Annotated in this window: 16 protein-coding genes; 6 read left to right on the forward strand and 10 right to left on the reverse strand. The window is 28.4% G+C overall.

The window, feature by feature from the left end:
- The first annotated feature begins 8 nt into the window (after positions 1-8).
- Complete coding sequence (locus tag ABXT47_RS05820; RefSeq protein ID WP_415308189.1) at positions 9-725, forward strand: 2,3-bisphosphoglycerate-dependent phosphoglycerate mutase; 717 nt, start codon at positions 9-11, stop codon at positions 723-725.
- Here the strand turns inward: ABXT47_RS05820 and ABXT47_RS05825 are convergent.
- Genes ABXT47_RS05825 through polA form a run of 7 tightly spaced genes read right to left on the reverse strand, consistent with a single transcriptional unit; the run spans position 711 to position 9,212 of the window.
- Positions 711-1,403: a sugar phosphate nucleotidyltransferase gene (locus tag ABXT47_RS05825; RefSeq protein ID WP_415308190.1), complete on the reverse strand. Its 693-nt coding sequence runs from the start codon at positions 1,401-1,403 to the stop codon at positions 711-713. The genes ABXT47_RS05820 and ABXT47_RS05825 overlap by 15 nt on opposite strands.
- A complete protein-coding gene (locus tag ABXT47_RS05830; RefSeq protein WP_415308191.1) occupies positions 1,400-2,365 on the reverse strand; it encodes an aminoglycoside phosphotransferase family protein in 966 nt (321 codons plus the stop codon). Before ABXT47_RS05830 ends, ABXT47_RS05825 begins: the two co-directional genes overlap by 4 nt.
- A complete protein-coding gene (gene tsaE / locus ABXT47_RS05835; protein ID WP_415308192.1) occupies positions 2,352-2,828 on the reverse strand; it encodes a tRNA (adenosine(37)-N6)-threonylcarbamoyltransferase complex ATPase subunit type 1 TsaE in 477 nt (158 codons plus the stop codon). Before tsaE ends, ABXT47_RS05830 begins: the two co-directional genes overlap by 14 nt.
- On the reverse strand, positions 2,812-4,098 hold the full coding sequence (ahcY, locus tag ABXT47_RS05840; protein WP_415308193.1) for an adenosylhomocysteinase: 1,287 nt from the start codon (positions 4,096-4,098) through the stop codon (positions 2,812-2,814). The genes tsaE and ahcY overlap by 17 nt, the downstream gene beginning before the upstream one ends.
- A gap of 43 nt (positions 4,099-4,141) precedes the next feature.
- Complete coding sequence (locus ABXT47_RS05845) at positions 4,142-5,680, reverse strand: ATP-binding protein (protein WP_415308194.1); 1,539 nt, start codon at positions 5,678-5,680, stop codon at positions 4,142-4,144.
- The gene (locus tag ABXT47_RS05850) at positions 5,680-6,387 is read right to left on the reverse strand and encodes a response regulator transcription factor (protein ID WP_415308195.1); all 708 of its coding nucleotides are present in this window, start codon (positions 6,385-6,387) and stop codon (positions 5,680-5,682) included. The genes ABXT47_RS05845 and ABXT47_RS05850 overlap by 1 nt, the downstream gene beginning before the upstream one ends.
- A 50-nt stretch (positions 6,388-6,437) precedes the next feature.
- A complete protein-coding gene (gene polA, locus ABXT47_RS05855) occupies positions 6,438-9,212 on the reverse strand; it encodes a DNA polymerase I (protein ID WP_415308196.1) in 2,775 nt (924 codons plus the stop codon).
- A gap of 50 nt (positions 9,213-9,262) precedes the next feature.
- Between polA and ABXT47_RS05860 the strand changes: the two genes are divergently transcribed.
- Positions 9,263-10,192 carry an ABC transporter ATP-binding protein gene (locus ABXT47_RS05860; protein WP_415308197.1) on the forward strand — a complete coding sequence of 310 codons (930 nt, stop codon included), beginning with the start codon at positions 9,263-9,265 and terminating at the stop codon, positions 10,190-10,192.
- Positions 10,193-10,224: 32 nt separating this feature from the next.
- Entirely contained in the window at positions 10,225-10,776 is a 552-nt protein-coding gene (locus ABXT47_RS05865) for a biotin transporter BioY (protein ID WP_415308198.1), read from the forward strand.
- On the opposite strand, the gene ABXT47_RS05870 is transcribed toward ABXT47_RS05865, so the two are convergent.
- Positions 10,769-11,332 (reverse strand): ActR/PrrA/RegA family redox response regulator transcription factor, encoded by a 564-nt coding sequence (locus tag ABXT47_RS05870; RefSeq protein WP_415308199.1) that lies wholly within the window; start codon positions 11,330-11,332, stop codon positions 10,769-10,771. The two genes, ABXT47_RS05865 and ABXT47_RS05870, sit on opposite strands and share 8 nt — an antisense overlap.
- A gap of 146 nt (positions 11,333-11,478) precedes the next feature.
- On the opposite strand from ABXT47_RS05870, the gene ABXT47_RS05875 reads away from it, so the two are divergent.
- From ABXT47_RS05875 to speB, 3 genes are read left to right on the forward strand one after another with little or no spacing between them, the layout of a single operon-like run.
- The gene (locus tag ABXT47_RS05875; protein ID WP_415308200.1) at positions 11,479-12,657 is read left to right on the forward strand and encodes a type III PLP-dependent enzyme; all 1,179 of its coding nucleotides are present in this window, start codon (positions 11,479-11,481) and stop codon (positions 12,655-12,657) included.
- The gene (locus ABXT47_RS05880; protein ID WP_415308201.1) at positions 12,657-13,700 is read left to right on the forward strand and encodes a 1,9-bis(guanidino)-5-aza-nonane synthase; all 1,044 of its coding nucleotides are present in this window, start codon (positions 12,657-12,659) and stop codon (positions 13,698-13,700) included. Before ABXT47_RS05875 ends, ABXT47_RS05880 begins: the two co-directional genes overlap by 1 nt.
- Before the next feature lie 2 nt (positions 13,701-13,702).
- A complete protein-coding gene (gene speB / locus ABXT47_RS05885) occupies positions 13,703-14,578 on the forward strand; it encodes an agmatinase (protein WP_415308202.1) in 876 nt (291 codons plus the stop codon).
- On the opposite strand, the gene ABXT47_RS05890 is transcribed toward speB, so the two are convergent.
- Positions 14,575-15,129, reverse strand: coding sequence for a queuosine precursor transporter (locus ABXT47_RS05890; RefSeq protein ID WP_415308203.1), 555 nt, complete (start codon positions 15,127-15,129; stop codon positions 14,575-14,577). The genes speB and ABXT47_RS05890 overlap by 4 nt on opposite strands.
- Positions 15,129-15,452 carry a 50S ribosomal protein L28 gene (gene rpmB / locus ABXT47_RS05895; protein ID WP_415308204.1) on the reverse strand — a complete coding sequence of 108 codons (324 nt, stop codon included), beginning with the start codon at positions 15,450-15,452 and terminating at the stop codon, positions 15,129-15,131. Before rpmB ends, ABXT47_RS05890 begins: the two co-directional genes overlap by 1 nt.
- Positions 15,453-15,461: the final 9 nt, after the last annotated feature.

Genomic DNA, 15,461 nt, shown 5'->3' on the forward strand with positions numbered 1-15,461 from the left:
TATATCAAATGCCTCATTTAATATTAGTTAGACATGGTCAAAGTGAGTGGAACCTAGAAAAAAGATTTACAGGTTGGGTCGATGTGGATCTTACTGGTCAAGGAAAATTGGAAGCATGTAAATCTGGTGAGTATGTTAGAGAACTAAAGCTAAATATAGATTATTTCTATTCATCTTTTCAACTAAGAGCCATTAATACTCTAAAATTTATTCAAGACACATTGAGAGATAACAAAAAACCCATAAGAGCATGGCAATTCAACGAAAGACATTATGGGTCTTTAACTGGTCTAAATAAAGATGAAATGAAGGAAAAGCTTGGGGAAGATAAAATTCATAAATTTAGAAGGTCCTGGGATATAAAACCTGATCCTCTAAGTAGAAATAATCCATATCATCCAATAAATATTGATGCGTATAAAACTATCTCTAGGGATAAAATTCCAGATACAGAATCTCTTAAAGATACTTATGAAAGAGTAATGGAATATTATAATTCTGATATTTGTAATAAATTATTAGATAATAAAAATATTTTAATTTCAGCTCATGGCAATTCAATTAGAGCTTTGTGTAAATTTTTATTTAAACTAGATAATAAAAAAATATCGTTACTTGAAATACCAACTGGAAACCCACTTTTAATTAATCTGAATTCAAAGCAGGAAATTATTGAATGTAAATATTTAGATAAAGATAGAGCTAAAGATTTAATTATTTTTTAATAACTCTTTATAAATTTTAAAATTAGTCAAATGATAAAAGCTTTCTACACTTTCATAACCATATAATTCATTTTTAATAACTAATTGATTCCAAACTTCTGCTATAGAAAAATCGCTAACCGAATATGAATCAAATAAATCTTTATTCATTATTTGACAGCCAGTATAAATTAAATCATTTTGAATTTCTTTTTTAATTTTATTTTTTAAAAGATTGAAATCACCTTTTAATTTTTCATCAAAACTAAGATTTTTGTTAACGAGTAAAAGTATATTTTTAATTTGATTAGTAAAATAAAAATCTTCCATTTCTTTAATCTTTTTTAAATAACCTTGATTCCAAAGAGTATCTGGGTTTAATATTAGAAAACTGGAATCATTTGAGGAATTCATCATATTTAAAATTCCACCACCTGTATTTAAAATTTTTTTTCCATCATTGATTATTTTAATATCTAAATCAAATTTTTTTATCTCAACAAAGCTTTCAATTTTTTCTTTTAAATAAAACGTATTTAATATTATTTTTTTTATTCCTAAAGATTTAATTAAATTTATACAGTTCTCAAGTAATGTAATTCCATTAACCTTCAATAGTGGCTTCGGCTCTACTAGTGTTAGGGGATTTAACCTCTTCCCATAACCAGCACACAAAATTAATGCAGTGTTAATTTTCATTTAAGGGTCCTTATTTTTTTTGGAAAATTAATATCTAGTAATCTTTTAAGACCACCAAATATTTCACTATTTTGCATTCTAAACTCTATTAATTTCCAGGCGTAGGGTATTAGTTTTAAATAAGTCTTCTTTTTGTCTCTTACAGCCAACCTTACAAAAATCCCTATTATTTTCATATTTCTTAGCACTGATAATATTTCAAAATCATTTAATAAAATAGCTTTGTTAATTTTTTTATTATTTAACTTTAAATAATAGTTATAAATTCTTTCCTTTAATTTTTTATTTGACTTAAACCTAACATCATCAATCAAAGATGCTAAATCATAGGCTCTATTACCTATTAGCGCATCTTGTGTATCAATAGTTGCAAATTGTTTTTTATGTCTCATTAAATTTGATACGTGAAAATCTCGGTGAACAAAAGTATCATTTTTTAATTTAAGATTAGATATTAAAAATTTTATTTGTTTATTAATTTCAATATTTAAAGTTTTTAATTTTTTTTTAGATATATATTTTTTTGTATACCAATCAGAAAATAATTTAGCTTCTTTAAGTAATTTATTGTCATCATAAACTGGGATATTATAATTTTTTCCTTTAAAATTTTTAATTTTATTTTGTTTAATTTTTTGAATATTACTCAGCAAATCAATAGATTTTTTGTATAAATTAATTTTATTACTTCCATTTTTTTTTAATAGTTTAAATATTGTTTCATCACCAAAGTCTTCAATTTCTATAGAGTTTTGCTTATAATTTTCTTTATATAGTTTTGGAGCTAAAATTTTATTTTCAATCAATAAACTATTTATAGCATCATATATTAATAAGTTTTTTACTTTTTCTTTTGTGGCATAAACTATAATTGAATTTTTTTTATTATTTTTTTTTCTATAAAAAAATCTAAATGATGCATCACCCTTAATTTTTTTTAATGTTGATTTAAATAATCTCATTTAATGTTTTATTGTTTATACCTTTAATAGTTAAAAATCTTTTGTTCATATTTTCTCCATATTCAAAAAATAAATCAATTTTATTATTTATTTTATTCTCTATTTTTTCAGGCCATTCAATTAACGTTAGAAATTCTTTTTGATTTTCCAATAATCCAATGTTTTTTGTCTCGTGACTATTTGTTAGTCTATATAAATCATAATGTTGTATTGTTAAAACTCCTACATCGTATTCGTTTACTAGGTTAAATGTAGGACTTGTAACTTCTGTTAGGTTCAGATGATTTTTTACCTGAAAACAGTTTATCAAGTGTCTTATAAATGTTGTTTTTCCAACTCCAATTTCACCATGAAAAAATATTACGTCACCTTTTTTAAGTATTTTTGAAAAATTTTTTGCTAGTTCAGCTGTCTTAACTTCTAAAGAGATGTCTATTATTTCGCTGTTAGTAGCGATATGCATCTGGTTTAAATGGACCTTCTGTTTCAACACTTATATAATCAGCTTGGTCTTTTGACAGTTTTGTAAGTTTTGCACCTACTTTTTTTAAATGAAGCATGGCTACTTTTTCATCTAAAGATTTTGGTAATACATAAACTTTATTTTCATAATTTTTATGGTTATCCCAAAGCTCTATTTGTGCCATTACTTGATTTGTAAATGATGCACTCATTACAAAGCTTGGATGTCCAGTTGCACATCCTAAGTTTACCAATCTACCTTTAGCTAAAAGAATAATTCTCTTTCCATCAACCAATTCTATCTCGTCAACTTCTGGCTTAACTTCTGTCCATTTATAATTTTTTAAAGCCTCTACTTGAATCTCATTATCAAAGTGACCAATATTACATAGTATCGCTCGATCTTTCATATTTCTCATATGATCTGCAGTAACAATATCTATATTGCCTGTAGCTGTAACAACAATATCTGCTTTACTTATTGCTTCATCCATTAAAACTACTTCATAGCCCTCCATTGCTGCCTGGAGTGCACAAATTGGATCCGCTTCTGTAACCATAACTCTTGCACCACTTTGTCTTAAAGATGCGGCACTACCCTTTCCAACATCACCAAAACCTGCAACAATTGCAACCTTACCAGACATCATTACATCTGTGGCTCTTCTAATTCCATCTACTAAACTTTCTCTGCAACCATATAAGTTGTCAAATTTTGATTTTGTAACTGAGTCATTAACATTAATTGCTGGAATCATTAATGACCCATCTTTTTCCATTTTATTTAATGCCTTAATTCCAGTTGTCGTTTCTTCTGAAACACCTTTTACTTCTTTTAATAAATCTTTGTAATCACTATGCATCATTGCAGTTAAATCACCACCATCGTCTAATAGCATATTTGCTTTCCAGTCTTTTTTGCCTTCTATTGTTTGTCTTATGCACCATACAGCTTCCTCTTCAGTTTCGCCTTTCCATGCAAAAACTGGTATTCCTGCTTTAGCTATTGCTGCAGCTGCATGATCCTGTGTTGAAAAAATATTACAGGAAGACCATCTGACTTCTGCTCCAAGTTCTACTAGAGTTTCAATTAAAACTGCTGTTTGAATTGTCATATGAAGACACCCTAATATTCTTGCTCCTTTTAAGGGTGCTTTATCTGAATACTCTTCTCTTAATGCCATTAGACCTGGCATTTCACTTTCTGCTATTGAAATTTCTTTTCTTCCAAAATCTGCTAGTGATATGTCTTTAACTTTAAAATCATCCATTGCTCGGTTTTATACAATAAATATTTTATTAATCAACTTATGATTAAACTTTAGTAAAGACAATCTCAACATTTGCACCTTTTTGCATTATATTATTTGAAGCATTAATAGTAGCACCATGTAAATCTGCTAGGTTTTTTACAATGTTTAACCCTAAACCTGAATGTTCACCAAAGGTATCTGGTCTATTGCTATAGAATCTATCAAATATTTTTTTTGTGTCTGTTTCTTTAAATCCCTTACCTTCATCAATAACTTTTAAAATAATCTCGTGCTTATCTCTTTTATAAATTTCAACTAAGATCTTTTTTTTATCTTCACTAAATGAAATTGAATTATCTAATAGATTTGCAATAATTTGTTCTATTCTATTTTCTATTCCATTAATAAAATACTGCTCTTTGCTATCTGAGTCTTTTAAAATTATTTGAATATTTCTTTTTGCTTCATAAATATTGTTGAAATCATCAACTACAGATTTTGCAATTACTTTTAAATCAATTTTTTTCATTTTTTCCTTACTTAAAGCAACCTCATCTTTTAATATTTGGGAATAATCTGTAATTAATCTTTCAATTCTTTGTACATCATGATTTAGAATATCAATTAGTTTACTCCTTTGCTTAGGATCTTCTGTTTCATGTAGTATTTCTGAGGCACTTTTTAATGATGTGAGTGGATTTCTAATTTCATGAACTAAATCTGTTGAAAAATTTTCTGCATGAGAAATTCTTTTTTGAAGCTCATTGGTCATATCATCTAGTGAATTTGATAATTTTCCAAGCTCATCATTTCTATTTTTAAGTTCATTTATATTGGTTTTCTTTCTACTCTTTTCTTTTATTGTTTTTGTATATTCTACTAAATTTTTTATTGGTTTAAGAAAATATCTATTTAAAACAAAAGAAAATACAAAAATCACTATTCCAACAAAAATTGCAGTTCTTAATATGAAAGTTTTTCTTTCATTAATTGCAGAACTAATATCGCTAGCATTTTCAGAAATTGCTAAATACCCAATATTATTTTCATCTAGTACTACATTCTTTACAGTTGTTAATAAAAACTTATCATACCCCTCTTGTGTAAAAGTAAATGGCTGACCATAATTTTTTGACTCAGAATAATTAGTTAAAATATCTTTTAAAGAAACTGATTTTTTTTTGTTTATATTTTTTGTCTCAATTATCTTTTTGCTTGTTTCTTCATTTAAAATTTCTAGCTGGACTATATCTAATCTATTAGAGAAAGACCTTGGGTCTAAATCTAATGTGTCTGTATCTCCTACTAAATTAAATTGATTATCAAATAAAATAACTCTGTCTAAATTTTGAAATAAAAATCTTGTCGAGAATAAAAACTTTCTAATATCTTCTTCTTCAAATTTAATATTTAATCTTAAAATATGCTCAATTGTATTGTCTATTACTTGAATATGTTTGCTTTTTTTATCTTTTATTAAATTAGGCTTAACATTTCCAATATATATAAGTGTTAAACTTCCAATAACTATAAAAACTATTAAATTAATAAATAGAAATTTTTTTAAAATAGATAGACTTTTAAGAAAATTACCAAACATTAACTAACATTCCATCTGTATCCACTGCCATATCTTGTTTCTATTGCAGTAAATTCAGAATCAACTTTTTTAAATTTTTTTCTAATCCTTTTAACGTGGCTATCTATAGTTCTATCTTCAATATCAGTATCTTCTCTATAAGCAATATCCATCAATTGTGCTCTTTCTTTAATTATCCCAGGCCTCTTAGCCAGCTCTTTAACTATTAAAAATTCTGTAGTAGTCAGCTTATCTGGTAATTGTTTGCCATCCCATTCACACTCAAGTTGAGATGGGTCAAGTTTGAGCTTACCATGAGAAATTATATTTTTTGTTTCTTCAAGATTAATATTAATATCTTTTTTCCTAAGCTGGACTCTAATTCTCTCAATTAAAACTTTTATGGAGAATCCTCCTGATTTTTTCATAAAATCATCTGCACCTAATTTTAATCCTATCAGTTCATCTATTTCATCATCTTTGGATGTTAAAAAAATTACAGGTAGAGATGTTTTTTTTCTTAATCTTTTTAAAAGTTCTTCGCCATCCATTTTTGGCATCTTAATATCAATGACTGCAAGATCAGGCGGTGATCTGGATAATCCAATTAAAGCACTTTCTCCATCAATGTAAGTTTGAACTTTAAAGCCCTCTTTTTCAAGAGCTATACTTATACTTGTGAGTATATTTCTATCGTCATCAATAAGTGCTATTGTTTGTGTTTGCATAATCTACTTTAAAAATACTAAATTGTTCTAATTTAGGCAATGGAGATAAATTAATGAAGTATTCCCCAATTGTCCCCTGTATTAACGTCTACCGTCAATGGTGTTGAAAAAGTGTGTAAATCACTTTCTGTAACACTTGTCATTTCATCCCTGATTATTTCAGTTATATTTTTAACTTCTTTTACCGGAACCTCAAAAATTAGTTCGTCATGAATTTGCAATAATATTTTTGATTTATTATTTTTAATGCTTTCAAATTTTTTGTTAAGTCTAATCATTGCAAGTCGCATGATTTCAGATGCTGACCCTTGAATGGGGGCATTGATAGCTGCTCTTTCTTGAAAATTTCTTACATTGAAATTTTTATCATTAATTCCATTAAAATGAGATCTTCGACCAAAAATATTATTTACATAGCCACTTTTTCTACAAAACTTAATTGTATTATCCATGTAAATTTTTATTTCAGGAAATTTTAAGAAATAAGCATTTAAAAATTCATCTGCTTCATGATTTGAAACATTTATTTGTTTTGCAAGACCATATTGTGAAATACCATAAATTATTCCAAAATTAATGGCCTTGGCCTTTCTTCTCATATCTTGGTCTACTTTTTTAATATCAACATTAAATACTTGGCTTGCTGTAAGTGAGTGAATATCTTCATTATTGCTAAATGCTTTTTTCAATTCTTTGACTTCTGCCAAATCTGCTAAAATTCTCATTTCAATTTGATTATAATCTGCAGATATTAATGTGAATCCTTTTTCTGATACAAAAGCTTTTCTTATATCCTTACCATCGTCTGATTTAATAGGAATATTTTGTAGATTTGGATCACTGGAAGCTAGCCTTCCTGTTGTTGTTGCTGCCAATAAAAATGAGGTATGAACTCGTTTGGTGTTTGGATTAATATGCTCAGGTAAAGCATCTGAATAAGTATTTTTAAGTTTAGATACTTGTCGCCAGTCTAGAATTAATTTAGGAAATTCATGTCCTTTAAATGCTAAGTCTTCTAACACACTTGCGTTTGTAGCAAAACTTCCTTTTCTAGTTTTTTTAAGTACGGCAATCTTTAAATCATTGTAAATAATTTCACCTAATTGTTTTGGTGAGGCAATATTAAATTCTTTTTTTGAAATTTTAAAAACTTCTTTTTCTAGTTTACTAATTTTTCTCTCAAATTTTTCAGACAACACCTTTAAAAATTTATTATCAATCTTTATTCCTTCAATTTCCATAAATGCTAATATTTTGATTAAGGGTTTTTCAAATATCTCATAAATATTAGTTAATTTTTCTAATTTTAAATTTTTACTAAAAATTTTATATAACCTATAAGTAATATCAGCATCTTCAGCCGCATACTCCATTGCCTTATCTAGCTCTACATCACTAAAATTTATTTCTTTCTTACCTGTGCCAACAATTTCTTTAAATGAAATTGTTTTATGCTGTAGATGGATCTCAGAAAGAGTATCCATGTTATGTCTATTTTTTCCAGCATCTAATACATAAGACATCAACATCGTGTCTTCCATAGAATTCATAATTATCCCTTGTTTAAACAAGACAATAAAATCAAACTTAATATTTTGACCAATCTTTTTTACACTCTTATCTTCTAAGAGTGGCTTTAATTTTTTAATTACAGCTTCTTTTTTTAAACATCCTTTAAACTTATGACCAATTGGAATATAACAAGCTTTACCAATTTTAGTGCTTAATGAAATTCCCACTAAATCAGCTTGATGTGCATCTAGTGAGCTAGTTTCGGTATCAATTGCTAGTTCTCCAGCTTCTTCTGCTTCGTTAATCCACTCCTCTATTTCTTTTTCATTAGTGATGAGATGATAGTTTTTTTTACTTATATTTTGCTGTTTTTTTTCAGGTTTTGTCTCTATTGTGATTTCTCCTAGCTCAGGTTCTCCATATGCAGAAATAACAGAGCTAAGAAGTCTATTAAACTCCATTTCTCTTAAAAATTTATATAGCTTATCTTTATCAATCTCCTTTAGATTAAATTCTTCTATCTTTCTTTCAACTGGAGCATCTTTCATTAGCGTCACTAATTTTTTACTAATTATTGCTTTATCTTTATTTTCTATAAGTGTTTCTCTTCGTTTATTTTGTTTTATTTCTTGAGCGTTATCTAACAATTTTTCTAAAGTTCCATATTTATTAATTAGTTCTGCTGCAGTCTTAACGCCTATACCCGGAACTCCTGGAACATTATCGCTACTGTCCCCAGCTAAGGATTGAACATCGATAACTTTTTCTGGACCCACTCCAAATTTGGTTATTATATCTTCAGATGTTATAAATTTATTTTTCATTGGATCGAATATACGAACGTCTTTTCTATACAATTGCATCAAGTCTTTATCTGAAGAGACTATTGTTACTTTCGCACCCTTTGCTATAATTTGTTCTGCATAAGTAGCTATTAAATCATCTGCCTCGTAATTTGGAAGGTCTACAGATGGTAAATTAAAAGCAACTACAGATTTTCTTATATATTCAAATTGTGGTGCCAAATCATCTGGGGCTTCCGATCTATTTGCTTTGTAGTCTGAATAAATTTCATTTCTAAAAGTTTTTCTAGCTGCATCAAATATTACTGCAAAGTGTGTAGGTTTTTGAAGATTTTCATTCGATTTTGAATCTTCTAATAGTTTAAATAGCATGCTACAAAATCCACTTACTGCACCAACAGGTAAACCATCACTTTTTCTAGTTAGAGGTGGTAATGCGTAATAAGCTCTAAAAATATAACCCGAACCATCTATTAAATAAAAATGGTCTGTTTTTTTAATTTTATCCATTAAATAATATTATCTTAATAATTTTAAATACTATAAATGTATTAACACGCATGGAGCAAAAAAATATACTTTCTGTTAAAAACTTAAAAAAAATTTATTCAAGTAAACAGACTGGAGATAATCTCGCATTAAATGATTTAAACTTGGACGTGAAAGAAGGAGAAATTTTTGGTCTTCTGGGTCCTAATGGCGCTGGGAAAACAACATTTATAAATATTTTAGCAGGAACAGTGGTAAAAACAGCAGGACAAGTAAATGTCTGGGGTTTTGACCTAGATAAGAACCCACGACAAGTTAGAGCTTCAGTTGGAATAGTGCCCCAAGAAGTAAATCTTGATCCATTTTTTAGTCCAAGGAAATTATTAGAGTTACAGGCTGGCCTCTATGGAATTAAAGAAAAAGATAGAATTACAGATACGATTCTAAAATTAGTATCCCTAGAAAAACAAGCTAACAGTTATGCTAGAAGTTTATCTGGTGGAATGAAAAGAAGGTTGCTAATGGCTAAAGCTTTAGTTCATCAGCCACCAATAGTTATTTTAGACGAACCTACAGCTGGTGTTGATGTGGAGTTAAGGCAGAATTTATGGAAAAATGTAAAATTACTTAATGAACTTGGTGTAACTATCATTCTAACAACTCATTATCTTGAGGAAGCTGAGGAAATGTGTGGAAGAATAGCTATATTAAATAAAGGAAATATTGTCGCTCTAGACAGCACTAAAAATTTATTAGATAGAATTCAAACCAAAAAAGTAACCTTTAAAACTGACATGAATATTAATATTAACGAAAATGATCTAGAATCTTTAAAAATAGTCTCACACTTAGATAATGAGGTTTGTGTTTCTTATGAAAAAAGTAAAATTAATATGGAAGAATTAATTAATTTAATTAAGAAAAATAATGTAAAAATTATAGATATTTCAACTGACGACGGTGATTTAGAGGATGTTTTTTTAAGACTAATAAAAAACTAGATTATCACATTAATAAATAGTAATTTGTAGATATGGATCTATTAAAAACAAACTCAATTCAAAAAGTATTAAAAACATTTATTCTAATTTTCATAGGAACAATGGCTTTGACTATTTCAGCTAAATTAAAAATACCATTTTATCCTGTGCCTATGACAATGCAAACCTTTGTAGTTCTATTTTTGGGAATTGCCTTTGGATATAAAATTGGCCTAGCATCTGTAGCTGTTTATCTTCTAGAAGGTATTCTGGGAATGCCAGTATTTTCTAACTCACCAGAAAAAGGTGTTGGAGTAATTTATTTTACTGGTCCAACAATGGGATATTTAATTGGGTTTTTATTTGCTTCTTTTCTTACAGGCTATTTAAATTTTAATAAAAATATTTTTATAATTTTTGGAAAATTAATATTTTCTGTTTCAGTAATCTATGTATTTGGAGCTATTTGGTTGGGAACTTTAATTGGATGGGACAAACCAATTCTTCAGTTAGGAGTTACACCATTCTTATTAGCTGAATTATTTAAGATTTGTTTGCTAGCTATATTAGCTAAAAAAATTATTAAATTTAGAAAATTTATCTAGGGGATCTTTTAGACAAGATTCTTTGCAATGTTCTTCTGTGCATTTTAAGTCTTCTGGCAGTTTCTGATACATTTCTATTACATAATTCAAAAACTCTATGAATATGTTCCCACTTAACTCTATCAGCTGACATAGGGTTTTCTGGTGGAGCAGCTTTCTTTTCTGGATCTGCTAGTAATGCTTTTTCAACATCATCAGCATCCGCTGGCTTTGCAAGGTAATCGATGGCTCCCTCTTTAATTGCAGCTACAGCTGTTGGTATATTCCCATACCCAGTTAACATAATAATTCTACTGGTAGGATTAGATGTTTGTATTTGCTTAACTACCTCAAGTCCATTTCCATCAGTTAGCCTAAGATCTATTACAGCGAAACCTGGCTTTTTCTCTATAACTGTTTGAATACCTTTTTGCACACCCTCAGCTTGAAAAACCTCAAAACCTTTTTTTTCCATTGCTCTAGCAAGCCTATCTCTGAAAGGATTGTCATCATCAACAATTAACAAGGTTTTATTGTCAAAATCACTAATTTTTTTTAAATTATTTAGCTCAGCCATAGATTTAATATGGTGCTTAATTTTATAATTTCAACACCTATTATTTGCTTTACATTAATTAACTATTACCTTAATTGCATAATTTATATGAAAGTTTTTAAGTATTTTTAAAAACTTTTTTTTATTAAATTTTTTTTGGGGACATAATGCAAAAATTTAAAACAGTTGATGAGCTTGTTAATCAACTAAAACCGGAAAAACCTATCTATTGTATTAGGAAAAAATCAATACAATCAGCTTCTACTTGTTTTAGAAATAATTTTCCTGGCAAAGTGCTATATGCTGTAAAAACAAACTCGCATCCTGAAGTTTTAAAAACAATAGTTGAGAGTGGAATTGAAAACTTTGATGTAGCTTCTATTCAGGAAATTAAAGATATAAGGGCAATTACCCCTGATGCAAAATGCTCATATATGCACACTGTTAAAAGCAGAGAAAATATTAAAGAAGCTTATTTTAAATACAATATTAAAGCCTTTTCTTTAGATACTAAAGATGAATTAATTAAAATTATTGAAACAACTAATCAAGCAAAAGACCTTGAGTTATTTGTGAGAGTAGCAGTTTCAAATGAGCATGCTGAAATAGATCTATCTAAAAAATTTGGGGCATTAACATCTGAGGCAATTGGTTTGTTAAGATTAGCTAAACAATATGCAAAAAAAGTGGGGCTAAGCTTTCATGTGGGATCTCAATGTATGCACCCTATTTCTTACTCAAAAGGAATTAAAGATATTGGAAATATAATAAGAAAAACAAAAATTATTCCTGATTATATTAATATTGGTGGTGGATTTCCTGCTATATATCCCGATCTTGTACCTCAATCTTTGGATAGTTATTTTGAAGAAATAAAAAAAAGTTTATCAAATTTAAAATTAGAAAAACTTCCTGAAATATTATGTGAACCCGGAAGAGCATTAGTTGCAGAAAGTGGGTCAACAATCGTACGGGTAAATCTTAGAAAAAAACAAAAACTTTATATAAATGATGGAACGTATGGAACTCTTTTTGATGCTGGCACACCAAACATAGTTTATCCTTCTCGATTAATTAAAAATAGAAAAATAATATCAAAAAAATTAACTGCATTTAATTTTTATGGCCCTACGTGCGATAGCATGGACTATATGAAGGGACCTTTTTTGCTTCCAAACAACATTAAAGAAAATGACTATATAGAGCTAGGTCAACTTGGAGCATACGGTTTAACTTTCAGAACTCAATTTAATGGTTTTTACTCAAATGAAATCTATGAAGTAGAAGATGAACCTATAATGACGTTATATGGTAATGAGAGCAATAAAGGTATATTAGTTGCCTAATGTCAGAAAACAAAAATTTAACTCATAATAGCAAAAAAAGTTTCTTACAAAATCCAGTTGAACACATCGATATTACTTCATTTGATTCCAGGAAAATAATTTCCTCAATGGAAAAAATGTCTTTTGTCTCAAGAGAAACAGCAAATGCGGCTAATATCTTTAACGAAATGATTCAAGATAAAGATTGCACAATTTTTTTAACACTTGCTGGGTCAACTTCTGCAGCAGGGTGTATGAATATTTATAAAGATTTGGTTAAATATAATATGGTTGATGCAATTATTGCTACAGGAGCTTCAATAGTTGATATGGATTTTTTTGAAGCTTTAGGCTTTAAACATTACCAAGGTTCACAATTTCAAGATGATACTGAATTAAGAAAAAATTATATAGATAGGATTTACGATACATATATTGATGAAGAAGAGTTGCAGGAATGTGATCAAAAGATATGTGAAATAGCAGATACACTTGATCCAAGAAGTTACACATCAAGAGAATTTATTTATGAAATGGGAAAATATTTAAAGAAAAATTCAAAAAAAAAAGATTCTTTAATTGAGACAGCATATGACAATAATGTTCCTATTTTTTGTCCTGCATTTACAGACTCAAGTGCGGGTTTTGGATTAGTCACTCACCAAGAAAATAATCCTAAAAATCATATTACGATAGATTCGATTAGAGAGCTTCGTGAATTGACTGAAATAAAGATTCAATCAAAAGGATCTGGCTTATTTATGATTGGAGGAGGTGTTCCTAAAAATTTTGTTCAAGATACTGTTATCTGTGCTGAGCTTTTAGGAAAAGAGGTTGAGATGCATAAGTATGCAGTACAAATTACGGTAGCAGATTCTAGAGATGGTGCTTGCAGCAGCTCTACATTAAAAGAGGCTAGCTCATGGGGTAAAGTAGATATTGCAAAAGAACAAATGGTTTTTGCTGAAGCAACTAGTGTCCTTCCTTTGATTGCAAGTGATGCTTATCATAAAGGTGATTGGAAAAACAGAACGAGAAAAAACTTCTCAAAAATATTTAAATAAAATTGAAATATCTTTCTAATAAAAATGGTTTTCTAGGGATTGACAATGATGTTAATTTTAAAGAGAAAGTAGTAGTTGTTCCATTTGGTTTAGAAAAAACTGTAAGTTATGGTGGTGGCACCCGTAATGGGCCTAAAGAAATTATCAAAGCATCACATCAAGTTGAATTATATGATGAAGAATTAAATTGTGAACCTTATAAAAAAATAGGAATTAAAACTTTAAAACCATTTAAAATTGATAAAGATATTAAAAAAGCTCTTAAAAAGATGTCTGATATAAATCAAGAAATATTAGATAAAAAATTATTTCCAATCACTTTTGGTGGAGAACACTCAATAACACCTGGATGTATTGCTCCATTTGTAAAAAACCATAAAGAAATATGCTTACTACATTTTGATGCACATGCAGATTTAAGAGAGAGTTATAATGGTGAAAAGTTTTCTCATGCTTCTGCTATTAAGAGATGTCTAGATCATAAAAATGTATCCTTAATTTCATTTGGGATCAGAAATATATCACAGAGTGAAATACCTTTTCTAAAAAAAAACTCTTCTAGAATTAATATTTTTTGGGCAAAAGATAAGAAAAAATGGGACTTAAAAAAATTTACAAAAATGATAAAAAATAAAACAGTTTATCTAACTTTTGATGTGGATGGACTGGATTCAAGTATAATGCCTGCAACAGGTACGCCAGAACCAGGAGGATTACTCTGGGATGAAACTTTAGATATCATAAGAATAGCTGCTAAAAATTCCAATATTGTTGGTGCAGATATAAATGAACTTTCACCTATCAAAGGTTTTAATTCTTATAATTTTCTTGTAGCAAAACTTGCCTATAAAATTTTATCTTACAAATTTTTATACTAAGCTTTTGAAGCTTTAAGAGTTCCTAATAATAATCTGAATGGAATTAACATTAGTAATGCAACCAATACTTTGACTGATAAATCTCCTAGAGATAATGTTATCCAAGGTATACCTGTTGCATAAAAAGAGATTGAGAAAAACAAAAATGTATCGATTGTAGAACCAATTAGTGAAGACGTTAATGGCGCCACAAACCATTTCTTTTTTCTTAAATAGTCAAAAATTTGAACATCCAACAACTGTGCGACCATAAATGCTGTGCCAGACCCAATTGCTATTCTTACTGAAATTAAGTCTGCAAAATTTGTTGAAAAGAAAAGAGTAAATACAATTCCTATAATAAAACCAACATAAACAATTTTTCTTGCAACTATTTTTCCATAAGATCTATTAGCTAAATCTGTAATCAAAAATGCTACAGGATAACTAAAAGCCCCATAAGTTAATATTTCTTCTAAACCATAATAATTGATTGGAAATTGTACTAAATAATTTGAAGCTAAAACAACAACTCCCATTATAAATGAAAGGAGTATAAAAAACTTTTCCATTAAGCTGATTTACTAGGAGATGCCTTAGGTGCTTTTTTTATAAATGGTGATTTAATTAATATACTTTTTTTTAATTTTTTTAATCTTGGTGATATATCTTTATTTTTTGCAGCTTTTAAAAATAAATCGAATGTGCCTTTTTTATCAACACATCTCATCCCTGCGTTACTAACCGTTAACGTCAGACTTCTTTTTAAAAGTTCACTTGTAAATTTAGCTTTTTTTAGATTTGGTAAAAATCTTCTATTTGTCTTGTTGTTAGCATGACTAACATTATGACCTTTCATAGGTATTTTACCGGTTAATTCACATTTTTTAGACATAATATTTAG

Source organism: Candidatus Pelagibacter sp. Uisw_099_02 (assembly GCF_047727625.1).
GTDB lineage: Bacteria > Pseudomonadota > Alphaproteobacteria > Pelagibacterales > Pelagibacteraceae > Pelagibacter.